Origin of the sequence: Novosphingobium sp. 63-713 (assembly GCF_001898925.1) — a bacterium.
GTDB lineage: Bacteria > Pseudomonadota > Alphaproteobacteria > Sphingomonadales > Sphingomonadaceae > Novosphingobium.
The window spans coordinates 327,728-348,459 of sequence record NZ_MKVS01000008.1; the positions used below are offsets into that span (position 1 = coordinate 327,728).

The window sequence follows — 20,732 nt, forward strand, 5'->3', positions numbered from 1 at the left end:
GCGCGACCATCATCGCCTGGCCTGCACCACCCAGCATGCAGCCTCGAACCGGGCGACGCCGTCGACCACGAAACCGGCGAAGCCGCGATCCAAAGCCGCTTCGAGGCGGCCCCATTGCGCCTCGTCCAGATCGGACGCGATGGCGTCCATCCCGCCCATGCGCCGGGCGTAGATCGGCAGATTCTCGGCGGGCAAGGTGCATGGCACATTGATCGGCCGAATGTCGATGTCGCTCCATCCGGCATCGGCAAGAATGCCCCTCACCCGCCCGTCATCGGCAAAGGCGAACTGGCCGGGCGCATCGGGGGCGGGATCGCCCTGCGGCCCCAGCACTTCGGCGATGGCCCGGCGCTGCACCGTCATGAAAGGATTGTCCGAAGCGCTGCGCCAGGCGATGCAGGTCAGCGCGGCTCCCGGTCGGGCCGCCGCTCGCAGATTGGCGAAAGCGGCGACCGGATCATCGAAGAACATCACCCCGAAGCGCGAGACAATCGCGTCAAACTGCTCGGGCGGAAAGGCGTGCCTTTGGGCATCGGCACACAGAAAGCGAACGTTGTCCATGCCCTCCGCGCGGCGGGAGGCGGCATCGACAAGGTCCTGCGAAATGTCGAGACCGGTGCAATCCACCTCGCCCCCGAACTGCTGCGCGATGGCCAGCGTCGTCGCCCCTGCCCCGCAGCCTATGTCGAGCACGGCGCGCGCGCCCCGAACCCCCACCGCGTCGACCAGAATGCGTTCGAAGGGCGAAAACAACCGGTCGAGCATGGGCTGCAATTCAACCCACACCTGACTGCGCTGTGTGTTCCACCCCGTGGTTTCCGGTTGCTGATCCGTCATATGCGCTCCTTGCCTAACCTGTCGATTCGCGCCATGTTGCCACTTCAAGTCCACTTGAGGTCAAGATGGCATTGATCGATATTGCCGAACTGGCCCGTCGCAGCGGCGTACCAGCATCGACGCTCCGCTTCTATGAGGAGAAGGGGCTGATTGAATCGCTGGGCCGTCGCGGTCTGCGCCGCACATTCGATGCCGATGTGGTAGAGCGCCTGTCGCTCATCGCGCTGGGCCGGTCCGCGGGTTTCTCGCTGGATGAAATCGCCGATATGCTGGGGGATGGCGGCGCGCCGCATATTGATCGGGCAATGTTGCTGAACAAGGCCGAGGAGATCGACCGGACCATTCATCGCCTTGCCGCACTGCGCGATGGGCTGCGCCATGCGGCAGCCTGTCCCGCGCCCAGCCATGCGCAATGCCCCACCTTCCGCCGCCTGATGACCATCGCCGCCGAGCGCACGCGCAAGGCAAAGGGAAAAGGCTGAACGGACCGGGGCGGGTATCCGCAAAGGAGGTCCAAACCGGCCATTGCGAATGGTTCGTATTTCCAGCGGGAGAACTCGTAATTCAACTCGCTGTCACGGACCAATCCCCGTCGGCTTGTGATCAGGAAGTTTTCGTATGGCCGCCGTTGCAGCCACCATGGTTGTCCCGGCCCATGCGCGCATCGCGCATGGACATGGCAGGTCCGCCGCCTTGGCCTGCTGTGCCTCGCCGCCCCGATTCCGCACATGCCCCTGTCAGAGAGCGGACTGTTCGCATGGATTCGTACCGGCGAATTGAGCATCGCGGCCCTCATTGTGGCGGGCGCCTGCACTCTTGTTTCGGCAAGGCGCCCATGAAAGCCGGTCATTGCGGATCGTCCAGACTGAACTGATCGACATCCTCATGATAGGTGAAGATCTCGGCATAGCGTCCCCAGTTAGTGACGGTCCGCAGCGTTTCGCTGGCGAAATCCTCGCTCATGTGGTCTTCCAGCTCGTCGCGGAAACGGCGCGCGGGGGCCTTGTGGCTGGCGCGCTCGTCAAGGATGCGGCGGATATGACCCGCCAGCGGCACATGGGCCAGCAGCGCCTCGCCAAACATCGCCTTGCGCTGGTCAACGCCTGCCTGCGCATAGCGCCGCGCGGATGGGGTGAGCAGCAGATCGGCCCCCCGCAATTCGGCAAAGCGCAGCAATTGCAGCGTTTCAGCCATCGGAAACAGATCATCCACCTCGAAATTGAGCGTGGCGGCCAGTTCGGCCATACCGGCCTTGCCGTTGAAGGGTGTGCCATCCACCTCCTCGATCAGCCCCGCCAGCGTATTGGTGGAAACGCGCGGCAGGACCATGGCGATGCCTGTGCCGGGAAACACGCCATCGCGAGTGGGCTGAACCTGATCCGGGCGCGCGGTCATGCGGGCGTAAATATCATCAACCAGCGCGCGAAACGGCGGATCGAGCCGGTCGCGCGGGCGGGGAATATCCACCCTGATCTCGGCCACCACGCGCCCCGGATTGGAGGAAAACACCAGAATGCGGTCGCACATCTGCACTGCTTCCTCGATATTGTGCGTCACGATCAGGATCGACTTGATCGGCATCCGCCCTTCCGACCACAGATCGAGCAGATCGGTGCGCAAGGTTTCGGCCGTCAGCACATCGAGCGCGGAAAACGGCTCGTCCATCAACAGCAGGGACGGATTGACCACCAGCGCCCGTGCAAGCCCCACCCTCTGCCGCATCCCGCCAGACAATTCCTTGGGATAGGCGTGTTCAAACCCGTCCAGCCCGATCAGGTCAATGGCGGCCAGCGCGCGGGCGCGGCGCTCCTCAGGCGGCACTTTCTGCGCCTCCAGCCCCAGTTCGACATTTTCCTGCACCGTCAGCCATGGGAAAAGCGCGAAGGTCTGGAACACCATGGCCACGCTGGGGTCGGGGCAATCCGGGCCGGCGACGCGCTCCACCGTGCCGTGGCGCGGGCGGATCAGCCCCGCAATCGAGCGCAGCAAGGTGGATTTGCCCGAACCGGAACGCCCCAACAGGCCGACAACCTCGTTCTGATACAGCGTCAGATCGACATTTTCGAGCACCAGATGGCCGCCCGGCGGCGGGCCGTAATAATGGTTGAGACCATTGACCTCGATCAGCGGGATGGCGGGCAGCGGGGCGGCAGGAGCGATGGTTGCCATGGGAAATACTCCGAAAATCAGGAAAGCCGCAGGCGGCGCTCGCCAAAGGCATAGAGTGGGCGCCAGACCAGACGGTTGAAACCAAGGACGAACAGGCTCATCACGGCGATGCCCAGCGCGACCTGCGGATAATGGCCCGCCGCGGTGGCATCGGCGATATAGGCGCCAAGGCCATGCGCTTCGAGGCGATGGCTGCCCCATGTCACTACCTCGGCCACGATGGAGGCGTTCCACGAGCCGCCCGAGGCGGTCAGCGCGCCGGTGATATAATAGGGAAAGACGCCGGGCAGCGCGACCTGACGCCACCATTGCCAGCCCCGCACGCCAAACATGTCCGCCGCCTCGCGCAGGTCATTGGGGATCGAACTGGCCCCCGCGATCACGTTGAACAGGATGTACCATTGCGTACCCAGAATCATCAGCGGCGAGAGCCAGATGTCGGGCAGCGGGCCGAACCGCACGATGCCCATCACCGCAAAGGGAAACAGCACATTGGCCGGGAACGCGGCAAGAAATTGCGCAAAGGGCTGAACCCTCTCGGCAAGGCGCGAGCGCAGGCCGATCATCACCCCAAGCGGCACCCAGACCGCGCTGGCCAGCACGATCAGCACCACGACCCGCACCAGCGTGATCGCCGCATAGCCAAAGGCCAGCAGGATGTCATGCAGGCCCAGCGAGGTCAGCACATAATGACCGGTCCAGCCCAGGGCCGCGACCACCACCATCCAGACCGACGCCTGCCATATCCGCTCGACCACGGCATTGGCCGGGCGAGTTTCGTCCGCGCGGCGTTTGGATCGGCGCGGTTCAAGCGCTAGCAGCAATCCGATCAAGGCCCCAAGAGGCGCGAACAGCAACGGCAGGACACGGGTGCGACGAAGCAAATTATAGACCCAGCTTTGCGGCGCCTCGGCGCTAGCCGTCTGTTCAAAACGGAACCGGTCGGCCCAAGCCACGATCGGGCGGAAAAACAACTGGTCATAGGCGATGATGACCAGGGCCATCATGCCCACCGCCCAGCCCACCGCGCCGAAATCCTGATGCGCGATGGCCAAGGCCAGATAGGAACCGATCCCCGGCAAGGTCACGGTCGTATTGCCCAGAGTGATCGCTTCGGAGGCCACCACAAAGAACCACCCGCCCGACATGGACATCATCGCATTCCACACCAGCGCGGGCGTGGCATAGGGCAGGTCGAGCCGCAGGAACCGACGCAGCGGCGAGAGATCGAACCCCTCACACACTTCCTCCAGATCGCCGGGCAGATTGCGCAGCGACTGGTAGAAGCTGAAGGCCATGTTCCACGCCTGCGAAGTGAAGATGGCAAAGATGCTGGCCAGTTCCACCCCCAGCACATTGCCGGGAAACAGGTTCATGAAAAAGGTGACGGTGAAGGTCAGGAAGCCAAGGATCGGCACCGATTGCAGAATATCCAGCGCGGGCACGATGATCTGTCCGGCACGCCGACTGCGTGCGGCCAGCGTCGAGACAATCAGCGTGAACAGCGTGGAGGCGAGCAGCGCGGCAAACATGCGCAGCACCGTGCGCAGCGCATAATAGGGCAGATGCGCCGGATCAAGCGTCACCGGCTCCAGATGCAGGCTGGAGAGCGGCTCGACCATCCCCTCACCCGCGCGGAACACCAGCAGCGCCAGACCCGCGAGGATGACGAATGCCATCGCATCCTCGCGGCTGGGGCGTGTCAGGCGCAGCATCCGCGAGAAGCTGGGCAGGACGGGGAGCGGTTTTTTGTCAGGGCTCATGGAACGACCCTCTCACAAGGCTTCAGAAGCCTGCATGAACGCGAAAGGCGATGATATCGGCCGGGCCGCGATCGCGGTTGTAGCCCGGATTGGCGATATGCTGATAATCGAGGGTGAACGAAGCCCAGCCCACAGGGCGCAAGGCGTAATAGGCCTCGATGATCTCTTCATCCCCCGGATGGGGCAGCGCGCCATCGCCTACCAGCACGCCCATGCCGCCCGCCGCCAGCCAGCGCCTGTGTGCATCGGAAATGCCGTTGACCACGCCCGCTACGGCCAGCGTATCCTGCGGCCGCCCCCATGCCTTGCCCTTGAGCGCTCCGCCGAAAGCAAGGCTGCGGTCGATGTCGGTGAAGTCATAGGTCTCGATCGCACCGTCGCTGGTCCCGGCGCGCAGGAACAGGCCAAGAGCATCGGTCACGTCCTGCTCGGCATTGAGCGCGATGCCGAAGCGATCCTGCCTGCGCCGCACGGGCGCCAGGTCGAGCGGCGCGCCCCTGGCCAGCGCCTCATCGAACCGCGCGAACAGGCCGCGATTGCGAAAGCCCGTCACCCGCAATGCGCCCTCGCGTCCGGCGATGCGAAAGCGCCGCTCGCCCTCGACCATCAAGGCGTTTTGCGAGAAATCGGCCTCCAGCTCGATGCCATTGGGAACCTTGGACAGGTTATACAAACCGGCGCGCAGGGTCCACGGCCCCTGATACCATTCCGCCGCAATGCCATAGGTATAGCCCCAGGCATTGGCCGCGTAATCGAAGCTGCCCGTGTCGACCAGCGCCCAGTTGAGGAAATCGCCGCGCGGGTCATGGGCGAATTTGTTGGTGTCGAAAATATCACCTACCCCCATCTTGCCCGCCGTGATGACGATGCGGTTTGCCGTGGTGGTCGCGCGCAACTGGTTGATCCCCGCCTCCAGCCCGACCGTATCCCCGCCCAGCGCAATGGTCTGGCGGGCAAAGGCGCGCTGCAGTTTGAAATAGGGCGCCATCTTGCCGACCTTATAGGCCTCGGCGCTGGGGAAACCGCCCGCGCCTAGCGTGTTTGACAGGCCAAAGCCTTGATCCACTTCCGGGTTGATCCAGATCTCGCCGCCTTTCCAGAGGCGCAGGCCAAAATAGAGCGTGGCATCATTGGTGGCCTTGACCTGATGGGGATCGAGGCTGTTGTCGGCGGCATAGGGTGAGGCGAAGCCGCCGACGCCCTGTACCACCCCGGTATATTGGCCATGGACGGCATAGCGCTGATCGGGCGGCGGGGCCTCGTCGGCAAAGGCGGGGACGGCCGGCATAGCCAGCGCGAAAGGCGCGGCGCACAGGGCGCGCAAAGCAGTCAGATTGATCATTATCGGGTCCTTGAACGGAAAGGCACGCCTTCCGTCCCAACCCATCGCGCATCAGATTACGCGCATGGCTTCCCGGTTCGGAAAGATGCCGACCGCCACGCAAGCGTCAGCAAGGCGTTGAGCCTACTGTCGCCCTCGTCGGCGGAATGGTTGCAACTTCGCGGCATCGATTGATTCCCTCGGAACGTCGGTCATGGCTGCCGGTTGCAGGCCGACTCGACTTGGGCGGGCATATACCCTAGGGGGGTATGGTATCAAGGTGAAAAGGGCAGAGCATGAGCCATGTTGCGGCTGAAAAGCAAAAGCTCCTCAATCGGCTGAAACGGCTGAAGGGACAGGTTGATGCGCTGGAACGCGCCGTCAGCGGCGATGTCGAATGCGCCCGCGTGCTGCAACAGGCCACCGCCTGTCGCGGCGCGCTTGAAGGCTTCATCGCCGAGGTGATCGAGGATCACATCCGCGAACATATGATCGAGCCGGACCTGCCCGTCAGCGACCCCAAGGTGCAGGCCGCCGAGGAACTGGTGGCGATCGTCAGAGCCTATCTGCGGTAAAGCGCCGTCCGCCCTGCCCCGTCATCGGGCACAGGAGCGGTTACTTGCAGACGCAGCTTCATGCTCTAAACTGCTCGGGGCAAGCAAATGGGAGGCGGCAGATGGCCGAGTCCAACCATGATGGAAAGCACTCTAGGTCCACCATCCTGCCCAGGGCGGCGACGGGGTTCTTTGCGTACTTCCTGACTGCGCTGTTGCTGATGCATGTGATCCGGCCCGATTACACGGTCATCGATCATATGATCAGCGACTATGCGGTCGGCCGTTTCGGCTGGATCATGACGACGGCCTTTGTCGCCTTGGGCGCGGGCTGCCTGACGCTGGCCTTGGGGCTTTTGCGGGATGGGCCGGGATCGTGGCCGGGCCGGATCGGGGCGGCGCTTCTGGTCGTGGCGTTTGTCGGCCTGCTTGTTACAGCGCTCTATCCGACAGACCTTGAAACCGCGCCGTCAACGCGCACCGGCGATATTCACGCGATCAGCTTTCTGGTGAATATCGTCAGCATCCTGCTCTCTACGATGTGCCTGGCATGGTCCTATGCTCTCGATCCCCGCTGGCGCGCCCATCGAATTGCGGCGCTGGCATGGGCCGGGCTTTTGATCGCCGCCTTTATCGCTCAGTATCTGACCCTGCACAGGGGCGCGCCCTATGGCATCACCAACCGGTTCTTTGTCGCTGTCCTGATCGGATGGCTTATGCTGAACAGCCGGTGGCTTCAGTCATCTGTGAACCGGCGCTCCACCTCCGATTGACAGGTTCGGCTTTGCGCCGCCAGACTTGCGGCCATGACCATTGAGCTTTCCCTTCGCGACGCCCGACGCATTGCGCTTGCGGCACAGGGTTTCGGGGGGCGTCAGTCCGAGCGTCCGGCGGCGGGGCAAATGCGCCGCGTGCTGGACAGGCTGGGCCTGTTTCAGATCGACAGCGTGAACGTGTTGACGCGGGCGCATTATCTCCCGGCCTTTTCGCGCATCGGGCCGTATGATCGTGCAGATCTGGAGCAGGCGGCGTGGGGCGCCCGACGGCACCGCCGCATGTTCGAATACTGGGCCCATGAGGCATCGCTGCTGCCGCTCGATCTCCATCCGCTGCTGCGCTGGCGCATGGCGCGGGCGGAGCGCGGCGAGATCGGATACTCTGCCTTGCGGCGCTTTGCGACCGAGCGCCGTGAGGAAGCCCAACTTGTGCTCAACAGGATCGCGGCGGAAGGCCCGCTGACCGCCGCCGATTTCGAGAATGGGGCCAGCAAAAGCGGATGGTGGGAATGGAGCCAGACCAAGCACGCCCTCGAATGGCTGTTCTGGTCCGGGCAGATCACCACCTCCACGCGGCGGGGAAGTTTCGCGCGGGTGTATGATCTGCCGGAACGGGTTTTGCCGCAAAAGATTTTGGCCCTGCCCACACCGGACGCCGCAACCGCGCAGCAAGAGCTTATCGCCCGCAGCGCCATGGCTTTGGGCGTGGCGACCTTGGCCGATTTGCGCGACTATTATCGTCTCAAACCGGATGAGGCCGATCACGCCATCGCGGCGCAGGTCGATGCGGGCCTTCTCGTGCCGGTGCGCGTCGAGGGCTGGACGCAAAAGGCCTGGATGCACCGCGATGCCCGCGCGCCACGCAAGATTACCGGCGCCGCGCTGCTCGCCCCCTTCGATCCGCTGATCTGGGAACGTGGCCGCGCCGAAAGGCTGTTCGGCTTCCGCTACCGCATCGAGATTTATGTTCCGCAGGAAAAGCGTGCGCATGGCTATTATGTCCTGCCCTTCCTGATGGACGAGGCTCTGGTCGCGCGCGTCGATCTGAAAGCGGACCGCGCGGCGGGGCTCCTCCTTGCCCATCGCATAACGCTTGAACCGGATGCTCCGGCCGAGACCATGGTGCGGCTTCGGGCCGAACTTGAACGCATGGCATCGTGGCTTGGCCTCGCAGGGGTGCGTGTGGCGCCATAGCGCGGAAGCGAGCAGAGCCGTCCCGCGCGGTCGGCCTCCCTATCGCAGCGGCAGGAACAGATCGGTGATCGCCTCCTGCTCGGGCACATCGGGAAAGAAGCGGATGCGTTGGGCGTAGAGCGGAAAGTCGCGCAATTCCTCTCCGCTGAGGGGCAGCCATGTGCCGTAGAGAAATTCCGCCGCCGGGCGCAGATCATCGCTGTTGCCCATCACGCGCAGCACCGCGCAACGCCCGCCCGGAATGACGCCCGCCTCAACCCCGGCATCGGCCGCTGTCAACGGACGGCGGATTTCGGTGGCCAGATCGAGATGATAGGCCTCGGGTCCGCTGATCTCCGGGTCGGTGTGAAAGATCGTGTAGGTGGCATGATCGGCGGCACGCACGCCATTGCCCTTGCGCCACGCGATAAAGCGCCTGATCGTTTCGCCAAGGCGCTGCGGATCGCCGTGATGGCTCATCAAAGCGATGGTTACATCGGACACCTCGCGCAGGGATATATCGTTGCTGGAAAATTGCTGGGTCATGATACGGTTCCTGGCTCGGGAAAGCGGCGCCATTGCCGCCTCCCATGCCGCCCAGTCCGGTTGTTCCCGAAAGGCCAGAGGCGCCTGCCCGATGCGCTGGCGAAAGGCGCGGGCGAAGCTGTCGGGCGCTTCATAGCCGGCCTCGAACGCGATGTCGGTCACGGTGTCTGCGCGATAGGCCAATCGCGATGCGGCCCGTTTCATCCGCGCCATCTGCACATAGCGGTGGAGCGACATGCCGAACATGGCGCTGAACTGCCGGTGGAAATGAAAGGGCGAAAAGGCCGCAACCCCGCTCAGCACTTCAAGCCCAAGATCGCCGTCGAGATGGCGGTGGATATGATCGACCACCCGCTGTATTCGCAGCAGATAGCGGGCCTCGGTCGTGTCGGCAGCGGTCATCGGGAACTTCCTTCGTGGTGGCCCCGTCACTTAGCCATGAAGGCAGGATCCCCGCTCGACCGTTCTTGCGCAATGCCGCAACGCTTATGAACGCCTCTTGCGGCTTTGCCAGAACCACCAGGAATAGATCGTCGGAACCAGTGCGGCAAAGAGCGCCGCGCCCACCAGCAATCCGCCGCGCAAGGCCATCGGCACCGGCAAGACCGAAGCCAGCATCACGGCAAGGCCCGCAAGGATGAAAAGACGCGCGGCAAACCGGTGCGTGGCAATCCAGTTTTCGGTGTCGGTCAACGTCCATGGCGTGCGGATGCCGACGAAAAAGCCGGGCCGCGACTTGGGCAGCACATTGCCCAAAGCGACCAGCATGGCGCCCGCGCCAAAGCTTACCAAAGAGACGGGGAGCACAATGCCGAAGGCCGGACCCGCAATCTGCGCGAACACCAGCGTCATCAGCATCAGCAGCGAAATCCAGCCGACCCGCAGCACTTGCGCCGATTGCGCCATCCGGTCCTGCAAGGGCTCGATGCTGGGCAGAACGGCGAACAGCGCGCCCAGCAGCGCAACCATCAGCGGCGCGATGAACAGCGCACGCGCCGCAGGCATGGAGCCGTTGGGCCTGCCGTCCGCCGCCCAATGCGTGATCAGCCGCGCGCCTTCGGGCAGCCGCATCAGCGCCAGCGCCCCGATCGCGGCCATCAGCGCGGCAAGCAGCAGGCTCGCCATCAAAAGGCCCTTCACTTTCATGCTGTTTCTCCCTTTGGCGGACAGGTTTGGGCCGCAGCGCCATGGCCCGAAGTGCTTTGGCCGGTGCGCACCCGGTTCATGAACCCCATCACCGCCTCTTCGAGCACCGAGAGGTTCAGTGTGTAGATGATGGTCCCGCCACGGTTTTCGCCCAAAATCAGGCCTGCGGATTTCAGCTTGGCGAAATGGCCGGACATGGTCGGTTTGGAAACCGGGAAATGTTCGGCCAGCTCGCCTGCGGTCATCCCGCCGCGCTTGAGCAATTCCAGCACCTCACGGCGAATCGGATGGGAGAGAGCGTCGAAGATAGCGTTCATAGCTATTTAGCTAATACGCTAAACAGCAAATGGCAAGCGGTTTGCAAGGCGGCGTGCTGGGCTGGCCTCCCATCGGTCCTTGGCGCCGCTGTCCCCTCTCTGCGCGCCTCCATTCTCGTCGCATGGGGAGAGCAATTCGTCTGTGGACACGGAACCGACCCGGAGGGCATGGGTTTGGACGCCAAGGGAGAAGCTGCATGACAAAAATGATCTTCGTGAATCTGCCGGTGACCGATCTGCCCCGCGCCATGCGCTTTTACGATGCGCTGGGTTTCACCAACAACCCGCAGTTCAGCGACGACAATTCCGCCTGCATGGTGTGGAGCGAAACGATCAGCGTAATGCTGCTCACCCATGACAAATGGCGCGTTTTCACCAGCCGCCCGATCCCGCCCGCCACATCAAGCGAAGTGATGCTGGCTATTTCCTGCGAGAACCGCGAGGCGGTGGACCGGATGAACGAGGCGGCCGATGCCCATGGCGGTCAGGCGGACGTCAATCCGGTGCAGGATTTGGGCTTTATGTATAACCGCAATCTTGCCGATCCCGACGGGCATGTCTGGGAAGCCTTCTGGATGGATATGAGCGCCATGCCCACCGGGGAGTGAAGCGGAAAGAGCGGAGCGCGGCCTGATTATGACGGCTGCACTCCGCCGTTAATGCCTCCGGTCCACATAAGACCGGCAACGGCGCTCGCCCATGCGGCCATGATCGCGCAAAGGGTGATTGTGGCCTGCGCGGACTGCGCATCCGGCCGCCGCAGGGCCGCGAACAGATCGGCAAAGCCCAGATAGCCCACCCCCGCCACCGCGATATGCGCCGCCGCCAGCATGGCCAGCCCTCCCCCGGACAGCAAGGTGCCGAACATGCCGATAGCCTTGGGCCGTTCGGAGCGATGCATAAGCGCAACCGACCAGAGGAGTAGGGCCAGCAGGCAGGAGAGAACAAAGGTCAGTTCGGCGCGGACAGTCACAAGAGGTTCGGGCACGATCAGCATCACCGTCCGCGCCGCGAAACCCACCTCCAGCATGATGATGCCTGCCCGGTTGAGCGGACGGCGCGCGCCCAGTTCATCGCACAGGCAAAGCGCGCCGAAAACCAACAGCAGCCATCCCGCATAAGCCCACGGCAGATTGACCCGGCCCAGCAGGCCGGCAGCCATTTGTGAGGCCGCGCCAAGGGCGAGCGCAACAGCGCCGGTTCGTGCATTGCGGCTGGGTGAGGACATAAGGGCGGGCTCCAATGGTGACGATGGCCGGGTGTTTAATGGTGGCGGATCACGGCCGATATGGACAAGTCGGCCGTAATGTCCGAACCATCATGCATGACACGCCCCGCACCCCATTCAGGCGAAACACATTCCGGGGCCGATGCCCGCCTCGCCCTGTTGCGCAGCTTTGGCGAATTGGTGCTGACCCGCCGCTATGCCGATTTCGGCGTGAACAGCGTGATCCGTGCGGCGCAGGTGGCGCGCTCGACCTTCTATTACCATTTCAGCGGCAAGGACGATCTGCTGCTCGCCAATCTTCAGCCTTTCGCCAAGGCTCTGGCCTCCACGCTGGAGAGCCGTTCCGTCTCGCCCGAGCTGGAGCAATGGGTCGCCCATATCTGGCAGCATCGCGGCACAGCGCGCCGCCTGTTCGCCGGTCGGACCGGTGAGAAAATCCACGCGATGCTCGTCGACCATTTTCAGGAAAGCCTGCGCACAGGCCCCGCAACCCGGCGGCAGGAGACGATCCCCATGCTGGCCGAACAGATCGCCGGGGCCATGGGCGCGCTCCTGCGAGGCTGGGTGGAGCACCGCTTTTCCGCCTCCGCTGTGTGTCTGGCCCAAAGCCTGCATCATTGCGCCACCGCGCTGGCAGGGGATGATCCGGCTTTATCGCCCGCCCGCTCTTGAAACTGGCGCTGCCGCGCAACATCTGAGCGCCATTATTGACCAACAGCAGGGAGTTTTGCCGACCCATGACGAACGAAGTGCTGGACGGGGCGCGTCCGCAGACCCATGCATTCGAGGCCGACGTGGCCAAGCTGCTGCACATGATGGTGCACTCGGTCTATTCGGACAAGGATGTGTTCCTGCGCGAGCTGATCTCGAACGCTGCGGATGCCTGCGAGAAGCTGCGCTATGAAGCGATTGCCCGGCCCGACCTGCTGGGCGAGGACCCGGCCCCACGCATCACCATCACCATTGACGCCGACGGCAACCGCCTGATCCTTGAGGACAATGGCATCGGCATGAGCGCGGCCGACATGGCCGAAACGCTGGGCACGATTGCGCGCTCGGGCACCAAGGCCTTCCTGGACAGCATCGCGGCGGCCAAGGGCGATGAACAGACACAATTGATCGGACAATTCGGCGTGGGCTTCTATTCGGCCTTCATGGTGGCATCCAAGGTCGACGTCATCTCGCGCCGCGCCGGACAGGATGAGGCGGCGATCTGGTCCTCCGACGGTTTGGGCACCTACACTGTCGGCGCCGTCTCCGCCGATGAAGCGCCTGCGCGCGGCACCCGCATCGTGCTGCATCTGATGGAGGAGGCCAAGGATTACGCCCAGCGCTATCGCATCGAGCAGATGGTGCGCGCCCAGTCCGGCCATGTCCCCGTGCCCATCATGCTGAAGGACAAGCCCGATGCCGAGGGCGAGCAACTGGCCGACGGCACCGCTCTGTGGACCAGGCCCAAGAACGAGATCAGCGAGGAGGAATACAAGGACTTCTATCGCAGCGTGGCAGGCCAGTGGGACGCCCCGGCGCTGACCCTGCATTACCGCGCCGAGGGGCGGTATGAATATAACGTCCTCGCGTTTGTGCCCGAAAGCCGCCCGTTCGACCTGTTCGACCCGGACCGCAAGGGGCGGATGAAGCTCTATGTCCGCCGGGTGTTTATCACCGATGAGGCCGAATTGCTGCCACGCTATCTGCGCTTTGTGCGGGGCCTTGTGGATTCGGCAGATCTGCCGCTCAATGTCTCACGCGAGATGATTCAGGACAGCCCGATCCTGACCACGATCCAGAAGGGCCTGACCGGCAAGGTGCTGGGTGAGCTGGAAAAGACCGCGAAGAATGATCCGGCGGCCTATGCCAAGCTGTGGGACACGTTCGGGGCGGTGCTGAAAGAGGGGCTGTACGAGGACTTCGAGCGGCGCGAGAGCCTGCTGCGTCTGGCCCGGTTCAAGACGACCACCTCGGGCGGCGAATGGCGTTCGCTCGACGATTATGTCGCGGCGATGAAGGAGAACCAGACCGCGATCTATTACGCCACCGGCAGCGACATCGACCGCATCGCCGCCTCGCCCCAGTTGGAGGGCTTCCGTGCGCGCGGGATCGAGGTGCTGCTGCTGCCCGATCAGGTGGACAGTTTCTGGGTGCGCGGCGGGATCGACATGGGCGGAAAGCCGTTCAAGTCGGTGACGCAGGGCGCGGCTGATCTGAGCCTGATCCCCCTGCCCGAAGGCGCCGAAACACCCAAGGCGGAGGCGAACGATGAGGTTTCCTCCTTCCTCGCCTTCATCAAGGACACGCTGGGCGAGGCGGTGTCGGACGTGCGTGCCTCGGACCGCCTGACCAACAGCGCGGTGTGCCTTGTGGCCAGCGAAAGCGGCCTTGACCGCCAGCTTGAAAAGCTGCTGGCCAATGCGGGCCAAGCCCCCGCAGGCGCCAAGCCGGTGCTGGAGGTCAACCCCGCCCATCCGCAGATCGCGCGCCTTGCCGCCCTGCCCGCGCAGGATGGATTGCGCGCCGATGCCGCCCATCTGCTGCTGGATGAAGCGCGCATTGTCGATGGCGAACAACCGCTCGACCCTCGCGCCTTTGCCGAACGGCTGGGGCGGTTGATCACGCGGGCCGCAGGCTGACCGGAATGGGGGCCGAGGTCCAGACCCGGCCCCTTCCCCAGGAAAATCCGGCACATCGATCCGCCGCACCGCCCATAGACGCCGCCGCGTTCCGCGCCTAAGGGAGATGAACTTTCAGGCTGCAACAAGAGGCCCGCTGTGTCGATGGAACGACAAGCCAAAACCGGGCTCGCCCGCCTGCGCTGGACCCGAAATTTTGCATCGCGTATTGCCGCCATCCTTGGCGCGATGGCGCTGGCGTTAGTCGCCATCGCATTTGCGCAAGGCGGCGAATGGGCGCAACGCGCTTTTCTAGCGCTTTATCACCATGCGCCGTGGTCGCCACTGATCCTGACCCCGGCACTGTTCATGGCGGTGGTGTGGTTGACACGCCGCTTCTGGCCGATGGCGCGGGCCTCGGGCATTCCGCAGGTGATGGCCGCCTGTCATAAACCCGACGGGGCCAAAGCCGCAGCGCTGCTTTCGCCGGCAACGGCTGCGGCCAAATTTGTCGGCACGCTGCTGATCCTGCTGGCGGGCGGATCGGCCGGGCGCGAAGGGCCCACCGTGCAGATAAGCGCCTCGATCATGATGGCGGTCAACCGGATGCTGCGGGTGCCGATCACCTCGGGCGTGGTGATCGCGGGCGGCGCGGCGGGCGTGGCGGCGGCGTTCAACACGCCGCTGGCCGGGGTGGCCTTTGCCATCGAGGAACTGGCCGCCGCATTCGAGCAGAAGGTCGCGGTGCAGGTGATGGCGGCGGTGATGATCGCGGGTCTGGTCAGTCTGGGCCTGTCGGGCGATTACATCTATTTCGGCGCGATGAGCGCGGCGCTGGATCTGCGCACCATGCTGATGGTCGTGCCGATGGCCGGGATCGGCGGCGGGTTGCTGGGCGGATTGTTTGCCCGCGCGATGGTGGCCATGGCATGGTCGAGCGCGCCCTGGCTGGCCCGGATCAAGGGGCGGCCGCTGGTTCTGGCGGGCGCCTGCGGGCTGATTGTGGCGATCACGGGCGTTGTCAGCAATGGCCTCTCATGGGGCACGGGCTATGAAACCACCCGCGCGCTGCTCGAAGGGCATCAGGTTTCGCTGGCCTTCGGCCCGGCCAAGCTGATCTCGACATTGGCCACGGCGCTGAGCGGCGCGCCGGGGGGCATCTTTGCCCCCTCGCTTTCGGTGGGCGCAGGTCTGGGGCAGGCTCTGGCGATGATCTTTCCCACCCATGCCAGCGGGGCGATCGTGGTGCTGGGCATTGTCGGCTATTTTTCCGGCGTGGTGCGCGCGCCCCTGACGGCGATCATCATCGTGATGGAGATGACCGCCGACCGGTCGATGATCCTGCCGCTGTTCGGCACCGCGCTGATCGCGGATTGGGCCAGCGCGATGGTGTGCCGGCCCAAACTCTATCACGCGCTGTCGCTCAGCTTCCGCTAGTGCTCTGAGGCAGGCGGCAGGATACGGAACCACAGTGCGTAGAGCGCGGGCAGAAACACCAGCGTAAGCACCGTTCCGCCCAGCGTGCCGCCGATCAGCGTGATCGCCATCGAGCCCCAGAACACCGAACTGATGAGCGGCACAAAGGCCAGCACAGCGGCCAACGCGGTCAGGATCACCGGGCGCGAACGCTGGACGGTGGCCTCGACCACCGAGTCATAGGGGCTCATGCCCGCGTTCTGGTTATCGCGGATCTGGCCGATCAGGATCAGCGTGTTGCGCATCAAAATGCCCGCCAGAGCGATAAGGCCAAGGATCGCGTTGAAGCCAAAAGGCGTGCCGGTGATGAGCAAAGTGGGCACCACCCCGATGACGCCGAGCGGCGCGGTGAGCAGCACGATCCACATGGCCGAGAGGCTGCGCACCTGAAGGATGATGACGATCATCATCGCCGCGATCATGATCGGGAAGATCGGCGCCAACGCGGCATTGGCCTTGGCCGCCTCCTCAATCGAACCGGCCATGTCGATGCGATACCCGGCGGGCAGATTCTTGATGATCGGCTGCAGCTTGGCCAGCATGGCGGTGGAGACATCGGGGGGCTGAAGCCCGTCGGCAATGTCGCCGCGCACGGTGATGGTGGGCACGCGGTCGCGGCGTTGCAGGATCGGGTCCTCCATGCGGACCTCGATCTTGCCGATCTGGCTGACAGGGATGCGCTCGCCATGGGCGCCGGTCAGCGTGTAATCACTGATGCGGGCCGGATCGAGCCGGTCGCCGCCCGCCGAGCGCGCCACGACATCGACGGTGCGGATATCCTCACGCGCCTGACTGACCGTCACGCCATTGAGGAGGAATTGCAACTGGTTCGCCACATCGCCCGAGGTCAGGCCCAGCGCCTGCAACCGATCCTGATCCAGCACGAAATGCAGCGCCGGGACGCGGTCGCCCCAATCGGCATTGACCGTGCGCATCATCGGATCGGCCTGCATCACCGCCTGCACCTGCGCGGCAATGCTGCGCACCGTGGCCAGATCGGGTCCGTTGACGCGAAACGCCACGGGGAAAGGCGATGGCGGACCAAACACCAATTGCGTCGCCCGCACCCGCGCAGCCGGGGCCAGACCATCGGCTGCCGCCTGACGCAGGCGCAGTTTCAGCGCGTCGCGGTCAGCTTCCTTGGCCGTGCGCACGATGATCTTGGCGAAGGAAGGATCAGGCAATTCGGGCGAAAGCGGGACATAGAAGCGCGGTGCGCCCTGACCCACATAGGTGGTGACGATGCGCGATTCCGGTTGCTTGCGCAGCCAGGTTTCCACCTGCCGCGCGGCCTCGCTCGTCTGGCCGATCGCGGTGCCCTTGGGCATCTGCACCTCGACCAGCAGTTCAGGCCGATCGGAGGTGGGAAAGAACTGCTTCTTCACCGGCCCCATGCCCACGCCCGCCACCAGAAACGCCCCAAAGGTCGCTCCCGCCACCAGCTTCTTGCGCCGCACCGCCCATGCAATGATGCCGCGCACTTGGCTGTAGCGCGGCGTCTGATAGATGGCGGCATGGCCGCCCTCCACCGGTTTAATCGCGGGCAGCAGTTTCACCCCCATATAGGGCGTGAAGATCACCGCCACGAACCACGAGGCGATCAGCGCGAAGCCCACCACCCAGAAAATATTGCCCGCATATTCGCCCGCCGTGGACTTGGCAAAGCCCACCGGCATCAGGCCGATCACCGTGACCAGCGTGCCCGCCAGCATGGGCGCGGCCGTATGGCTCCACGCATAGGCCGAGGCGCGGATGCGATCATAGCCCTCCTCCATTTTGACCACCATCATCTCGATGGCGATGATCGCGTCATCGACCAGCAGGCCGAGCGCCAGGATCAGCGCGCCCAGCGTGATGCGATCAAAGGCGCGGTCCGTCGCCCACATGACCATCAGCACCACCGCCAGCGTCAAAGGCACGGCGGCGGCCACCACGATCCCCACGCGCCAGCCAAGGCTGATAAGGCTGACGATCATCACGATGATCAGCGCCTCCATGAAGGTATGCATGAACTGGTCGACGGCATCATGGATGTTGACCGATTGGTCGGTCACGTTGCTCAAACTCATGCCCAGCGGCAATTGCTGCCGGATCGTGTCGGTCTCGGCGGCCAGCGCCTTGCCCAGATCAAGCCCGTTCCAGCCCTCGCGCATCACCACGCTCAGCATCAGCGCAGGTTCGCCCTCGCTGCGGATCAGGAAGGTGGCGGGGTCTTCATAGCCGCGCTCGACCTTGGCAATGTCGGACAGGCGCAAGGTGCGGTCATTGGCGACGATGGGCAGGTCGCGGATTTTGGACAGGTCATCAAACGCGCCATCCAGACGGACCACCACCTGCTGCGCCTTGCTTTCAATCGAACCGGCGGGGGTCATCAGGTTCTGCTTGGCCAGCGCGTCAAAGATCGCGCGGGGGGAAACACCCAGCGTGGCGAGCCGTTCCTGCGCGAATTCGACATAGATGCGCTCAGGCCGCTCGCCCAGAATCTTGACCTTGTCGACGCCGGGGACATGCAGCAATTGCTGGCGCAGTTTCTCAGCCTCGCGCGCCAGATCGCGCTGGGGCACGCCTTTGGCCTTCAGCGCATAGAGACCGAAGCTGACATCGCCAAATTCATCATCGACGAAGGGGCCGACGACGCCTTGCGGCAATTTGCGCGCCTCGTCCGAGATCTTCTTGCGCGCCTGATAGAACTGCTCGGGCACGTCCTTGGGCGGCGTCTGATCGCGCAGGGTCAGCGTGGTGAAGGCGAGGCCGGGCCGGGTGAAAGTCTCGCTGCGGTCATACCAGCGCAATTCCTGAAGGCGCTTTTCCAGCGGCTCGGCCACCTGGTCCTGCATCTCCTGCGCGGTCGCCCCCGGCCATGCGGTGACCACGGTCATCACCTTGATCGTAAAGCCGGGATCTTCGGCCCGGCCCAGTTTCAGAAAAGCAAAGACCCCGGCCAGAATGATGGCGATCAGAAAGAACAGCGTCACCGATTTTTCGCGCACGGCCAGCGCGGACAGGTTGAACCGTCCGGACGTTTCCGACCCGCCGCTCATTGTGCCGCCACCCGGACAGGCTGGCCTTCATGCAGCATATGCGCGCCCATGGCGACAATGCGCTCGCCCGGCCTCAGCCCGGCATCAATGGTCGCGGTTTCCTCGGCCAGAGCGGCAATATGGACCGGGCGCCATGTGACTGCAGGTTGCGCGCCATTGCGCAGAACCCAGACCCCCGCCCCCTTGCCCACATCGCGGATCGCGCCAAGCGGCACCTGCGTTGCCCCGGCATGGCCCTGCTGCGCCAATGCGATGGTGACGGTGGCCCCCAAAGGAGCCTGTGCGGACGCGCCATGCAGGACATAGCGCGCCTCATACGTGCGCGAGGCCGGATTGGCCGCATCGGAAAGCTGGCGCAGCGTGGCCATGCCATTCGCGCCGCCATAGGTGCGCGCCTTGGCCTCCGATCCGATCGCAGGGCGCACGGTTTCGGGCAATTGCACCAGCGCCTCACGCGGGCCGGAACGGGCAAGGCGCAGGACGATCTGGCCCGCGCCCACCACCTGCCCCGGCTCGGCCAGCGTTTCGACCACCGTGCCATCGGCATCGGCGACCAGCAGGCTGTAGCCCGCCGTATTATGCGCGACCTTTGCCTGCGCCTCGGCAGCGGCCAGTTGGGCGCGGGCGGCATCGGCGGCGGCCTTGGCCTGATCATAGGCCGAGGCGGACACCGCCCCCGCCGCAATCAGATCGCGAAGGCGCCGCTCGTCCGCCGAGGTTTGCAAAGCGCGAGCGCGGGCGGCCTGCACATTTTCCTGCGAGGCGTTTGTGGCCAGCGCCAGATCGGTGGGATCAATCCGCATCAGGGGTTGTCCCCGTCGCACGGTCTGCCCGGCCTGCACCAGCCGCTCGGTGATCTTGCCCCCGACGCGAAAGCCCAGATCGCTCTGCACGCGGGCGGCGATGATGCCGGTGAATTCATGCGCGGCATCGCCCGCAGCCACCGGCGAGAGCACCCGCACCAGCGGCGGCTGGGCGCGCGGATCAGGGTCGGCGCCGTGGCAGGCCGAAAGTGCAAACGCGGGCAGAGCCAGCAGGGCGAGAGCAGATTTGCGATACCGATTCGTCACGCACGATTCCTCCAACGAGAGAGGGATCATGTGTGTTCATGTGACTATAATGTCAAGTAGTCACATTTTGCATCACGGAGCCAAGCTGCGCAGGATCAGACCGCATACCTCGACCTGCGCATCAGGCAACAGGTCCAGATTGCGCTCCAGATGCAGCGGATCGATAAAGGGCATCATCGCGTAGAAAATCGCGCGGCAGGTCTCATCCAGCGGGGTTTTGCGCTCGAACTCGCCGCTTTCGCGCCCTTCCCTGACGATCTCGATCAGCATCGCCTTGAGCGTCGCCTTATAGGTTTTGGCCGAGTTCCACTGCTCGGCCGCCGAAAGCGCCGCGATTTCGTAAATCTTGCGGTCATGAAAGAAGAGCTGCAGACTAAGCGTCGTCAAGCTTTTGAACATACGCCTGAATTTTTCCGTCGCACTGCCCCCTTCATCAATCGCGGCGCGCGCCTCGGACACCAGTTGATCCAGCCGGTCGGTGCAGATCGCCTCGCCAATAGCCTGCTTCGATTCAAAGAACCGATAGATATAGGCCTTGGAAAAGCCGATCTCCTTGGCAAGGTCGGAAACCGTTGTCTTGCCATAGCCATAGCGGGCGAAACATTCATGGGCCGCCGCGATGATCTGGTCGCGCACGGTGTGTTCGGCCGGGCCGCGCGGGGCGGTATCGGTGGGTGCATTGGTCATGGCGCAACCATAGTCCTCG

General features: G+C 64.2%; 19 protein-coding genes. 8 read left to right on the forward strand and 11 right to left on the reverse strand.

The genetic code is table 11. The features are described 5' to 3' along the window. Positions 1-9: 9 nt before the first annotated feature. Positions 10-837: a class I SAM-dependent methyltransferase gene (locus BGP00_RS06660; RefSeq protein ID WP_292689893.1), complete on the reverse strand. Its 828-nt coding sequence runs from the start codon at positions 835-837 to the stop codon at positions 10-12. Positions 838-902: 65 nt separating this feature from the next. Here BGP00_RS06660 and BGP00_RS06665 point away from each other — a divergent pair, with 65 nt between their 5' ends. After that, entirely contained in the window at positions 903-1,319 is a 417-nt protein-coding gene (locus BGP00_RS06665) for a helix-turn-helix domain-containing protein (RefSeq protein ID WP_292689891.1), read from the forward strand. A 364-nt stretch (positions 1,320-1,683) separates the two neighbouring features. Here BGP00_RS06665 and BGP00_RS06670 read toward each other — a convergent pair whose 3' ends face one another. From BGP00_RS06670 to BGP00_RS06680, 3 genes are read right to left on the reverse strand one after another with little or no spacing between them, the layout of a single operon-like run. Then, complete coding sequence (locus BGP00_RS06670; RefSeq protein ID WP_292689889.1) at positions 1,684-3,006, reverse strand: nitrate/sulfonate/bicarbonate ABC transporter ATP-binding protein; 1,323 nt, start codon at positions 3,004-3,006, stop codon at positions 1,684-1,686. Positions 3,007-3,023: 17 nt separating this feature from the next. Then, entirely contained in the window at positions 3,024-4,769 is a 1,746-nt protein-coding gene (locus tag BGP00_RS06675; protein WP_292689888.1) for an ABC transporter permease subunit, read from the reverse strand. A 22-nt stretch (positions 4,770-4,791) separates the two neighbouring features. Continuing rightward, positions 4,792-6,111: a carbohydrate porin gene (locus BGP00_RS06680; protein WP_292689886.1), complete on the reverse strand. Its 1,320-nt coding sequence runs from the start codon at positions 6,109-6,111 to the stop codon at positions 4,792-4,794. 275 nt (positions 6,112-6,386) lie between these two features. Between BGP00_RS06680 and BGP00_RS06685 the strand changes: the two genes are divergently transcribed. From BGP00_RS06685 to BGP00_RS06695, 3 genes are all read left to right on the forward strand, one after another. Beyond that, positions 6,387-6,665 carry a metal/formaldehyde-sensitive transcriptional repressor gene (locus tag BGP00_RS06685; RefSeq protein ID WP_168604782.1) on the forward strand — a complete coding sequence of 93 codons (279 nt, stop codon included), beginning with the start codon at positions 6,387-6,389 and terminating at the stop codon, positions 6,663-6,665. A 101-nt stretch (positions 6,666-6,766) separates the two neighbouring features. Continuing rightward, positions 6,767-7,417: a DUF998 domain-containing protein gene (locus BGP00_RS06690; RefSeq protein ID WP_292689884.1), complete on the forward strand. Its 651-nt coding sequence runs from the start codon at positions 6,767-6,769 to the stop codon at positions 7,415-7,417. 33 nt (positions 7,418-7,450) lie between these two features. Beyond that, positions 7,451-8,614 carry a crosslink repair DNA glycosylase YcaQ family protein gene (locus BGP00_RS06695; RefSeq protein WP_292689882.1) on the forward strand — a complete coding sequence of 388 codons (1,164 nt, stop codon included), beginning with the start codon at positions 7,451-7,453 and terminating at the stop codon, positions 8,612-8,614. 39 nt (positions 8,615-8,653) lie between these two features. On the opposite strand, the gene BGP00_RS06700 is transcribed toward BGP00_RS06695, so the two are convergent. From BGP00_RS06700 to BGP00_RS06710, 3 genes are all read right to left on the reverse strand, one after another. After that, positions 8,654-9,541 carry a GyrI-like domain-containing protein gene (locus BGP00_RS06700; protein ID WP_292689879.1) on the reverse strand — a complete coding sequence of 296 codons (888 nt, stop codon included), beginning with the start codon at positions 9,539-9,541 and terminating at the stop codon, positions 8,654-8,656. A gap of 84 nt (positions 9,542-9,625) precedes the next feature. Further along, the gene (locus tag BGP00_RS06705) at positions 9,626-10,285 is read right to left on the reverse strand and encodes an SdpI family protein (RefSeq protein ID WP_292689877.1); all 660 of its coding nucleotides are present in this window, start codon (positions 10,283-10,285) and stop codon (positions 9,626-9,628) included. Next, entirely contained in the window at positions 10,282-10,602 is a 321-nt protein-coding gene (locus BGP00_RS06710) for a metalloregulator ArsR/SmtB family transcription factor (RefSeq protein ID WP_168604786.1), read from the reverse strand. Before BGP00_RS06710 ends, BGP00_RS06705 begins: the two co-directional genes overlap by 4 nt. 197 nt (positions 10,603-10,799) lie before the next feature. Between BGP00_RS06710 and BGP00_RS06715 the strand changes: the two genes are divergently transcribed. After that, the gene (locus BGP00_RS06715; RefSeq protein WP_292689875.1) at positions 10,800-11,210 is read left to right on the forward strand and encodes a VOC family protein; all 411 of its coding nucleotides are present in this window, start codon (positions 10,800-10,802) and stop codon (positions 11,208-11,210) included. A gap of 26 nt (positions 11,211-11,236) precedes the next feature. Here the strand turns inward: BGP00_RS06715 and BGP00_RS06720 are convergent, their stop codons facing one another. Next, a complete protein-coding gene (locus BGP00_RS06720; RefSeq protein WP_292689873.1) occupies positions 11,237-11,764 on the reverse strand; it encodes a hypothetical protein in 528 nt (175 codons plus the stop codon). A 162-nt stretch (positions 11,765-11,926) separates the two neighbouring features. Here BGP00_RS06720 and BGP00_RS06725 point away from each other — a divergent pair, with 162 nt between their 5' ends. The 3 genes from BGP00_RS06725 (at position 11,927) to BGP00_RS06735 (ending at position 15,876) form a co-directional block, all read left to right on the forward strand. Continuing rightward, a complete protein-coding gene (locus tag BGP00_RS06725) occupies positions 11,927-12,502 on the forward strand; it encodes a TetR/AcrR family transcriptional regulator (protein ID WP_292689872.1) in 576 nt (191 codons plus the stop codon). Positions 12,503-12,567: 65 nt separating this feature from the next. Next, positions 12,568-14,460: a molecular chaperone HtpG gene (htpG, locus tag BGP00_RS06730; protein WP_292689871.1), complete on the forward strand. Its 1,893-nt coding sequence runs from the start codon at positions 12,568-12,570 to the stop codon at positions 14,458-14,460. Positions 14,461-14,688: 228 nt separating this feature from the next. Continuing rightward, the gene (locus tag BGP00_RS06735; RefSeq protein WP_366522353.1) at positions 14,689-15,876 is read left to right on the forward strand and encodes a chloride channel protein; all 1,188 of its coding nucleotides are present in this window, start codon (positions 14,689-14,691) and stop codon (positions 15,874-15,876) included. Here the strand turns inward: BGP00_RS06735 and BGP00_RS06740 are convergent. From BGP00_RS06740 to BGP00_RS06750, 3 genes are all read right to left on the reverse strand, one after another. Further along, a complete protein-coding gene (locus BGP00_RS06740) occupies positions 15,873-18,956 on the reverse strand; it encodes an efflux RND transporter permease subunit (protein ID WP_292689868.1) in 3,084 nt (1,027 codons plus the stop codon). The genes BGP00_RS06735 and BGP00_RS06740 overlap by 4 nt on opposite strands. After that, positions 18,953-20,026: an efflux RND transporter periplasmic adaptor subunit gene (locus tag BGP00_RS06745; protein WP_292689867.1), complete on the reverse strand. Its 1,074-nt coding sequence runs from the start codon at positions 20,024-20,026 to the stop codon at positions 18,953-18,955. Before BGP00_RS06745 ends, BGP00_RS06740 begins: the two co-directional genes overlap by 4 nt. Before the next feature lie 72 nt (positions 20,027-20,098). After that, entirely contained in the window at positions 20,099-20,713 is a 615-nt protein-coding gene (locus BGP00_RS06750) for a TetR/AcrR family transcriptional regulator (protein ID WP_292689865.1), read from the reverse strand. Positions 20,714-20,732 lie beyond the last annotated feature (19 nt).

What these genes read in the sequence shown, in the direction of transcription:
- BGP00_RS06660 (WP_292689893.1), bottom strand. Translation starts at nt 837, where the DNA reads ATGACGGATCAGCAACCGGAAACCACGGGGTGGAACACACAGCGCAGT.
- BGP00_RS06665 (WP_292689891.1), top strand. Translation starts at nt 903, where the DNA reads ATGGCATTGATCGATATTGCCGAACTGGCCCGTCGCAGCGGCGTACCA.
- BGP00_RS06670 (WP_292689889.1), bottom strand. Translation starts at nt 3,006, where the DNA reads ATGGCAACCATCGCTCCTGCCGCCCCGCTGCCCGCCATCCCGCTGATC.
- BGP00_RS06675 (WP_292689888.1), bottom strand. Translation starts at nt 4,769, where the DNA reads ATGAGCCCTGACAAAAAACCGCTCCCCGTCCTGCCCAGCTTCTCGCGG.
- BGP00_RS06680 (WP_292689886.1), bottom strand. Translation starts at nt 6,111, where the DNA reads ATGATCAATCTGACTGCTTTGCGCGCCCTGTGCGCCGCGCCTTTCGCG.
- BGP00_RS06685 (WP_168604782.1), top strand. Translation starts at nt 6,387, where the DNA reads ATGAGCCATGTTGCGGCTGAAAAGCAAAAGCTCCTCAATCGGCTGAAA.
- BGP00_RS06690 (WP_292689884.1), top strand. Translation starts at nt 6,767, where the DNA reads ATGGCCGAGTCCAACCATGATGGAAAGCACTCTAGGTCCACCATCCTG.
- BGP00_RS06695 (WP_292689882.1), top strand. Translation starts at nt 7,451, where the DNA reads ATGACCATTGAGCTTTCCCTTCGCGACGCCCGACGCATTGCGCTTGCG.
- BGP00_RS06700 (WP_292689879.1), bottom strand. Translation starts at nt 9,541, where the DNA reads ATGACCGCTGCCGACACGACCGAGGCCCGCTATCTGCTGCGAATACAG.
- BGP00_RS06705 (WP_292689877.1), bottom strand. Translation starts at nt 10,285, where the DNA reads ATGAAAGTGAAGGGCCTTTTGATGGCGAGCCTGCTGCTTGCCGCGCTG.
- BGP00_RS06710 (WP_168604786.1), bottom strand. Translation starts at nt 10,602, where the DNA reads ATGAACGCTATCTTCGACGCTCTCTCCCATCCGATTCGCCGTGAGGTG.
- BGP00_RS06715 (WP_292689875.1), top strand. Translation starts at nt 10,800, where the DNA reads ATGACAAAAATGATCTTCGTGAATCTGCCGGTGACCGATCTGCCCCGC.
- BGP00_RS06720 (WP_292689873.1), bottom strand. Translation starts at nt 11,764, where the DNA reads ATGGCTGCCGGCCTGCTGGGCCGGGTCAATCTGCCGTGGGCTTATGCG.
- BGP00_RS06725 (WP_292689872.1), top strand. Translation starts at nt 11,927, where the DNA reads ATGACACGCCCCGCACCCCATTCAGGCGAAACACATTCCGGGGCCGAT.
- htpG (WP_292689871.1), top strand. Translation starts at nt 12,568, where the DNA reads ATGACGAACGAAGTGCTGGACGGGGCGCGTCCGCAGACCCATGCATTC.
- BGP00_RS06735 (WP_366522353.1), top strand. Translation starts at nt 14,689, where the DNA reads ATGGCGCTGGCGTTAGTCGCCATCGCATTTGCGCAAGGCGGCGAATGG.
- BGP00_RS06740 (WP_292689868.1), bottom strand. Translation starts at nt 18,956, where the DNA reads ATGAGCGGCGGGTCGGAAACGTCCGGACGGTTCAACCTGTCCGCGCTG.
- BGP00_RS06750 (WP_292689865.1), bottom strand. Translation starts at nt 20,713, where the DNA reads ATGACCAATGCACCCACCGATACCGCCCCGCGCGGCCCGGCCGAACAC.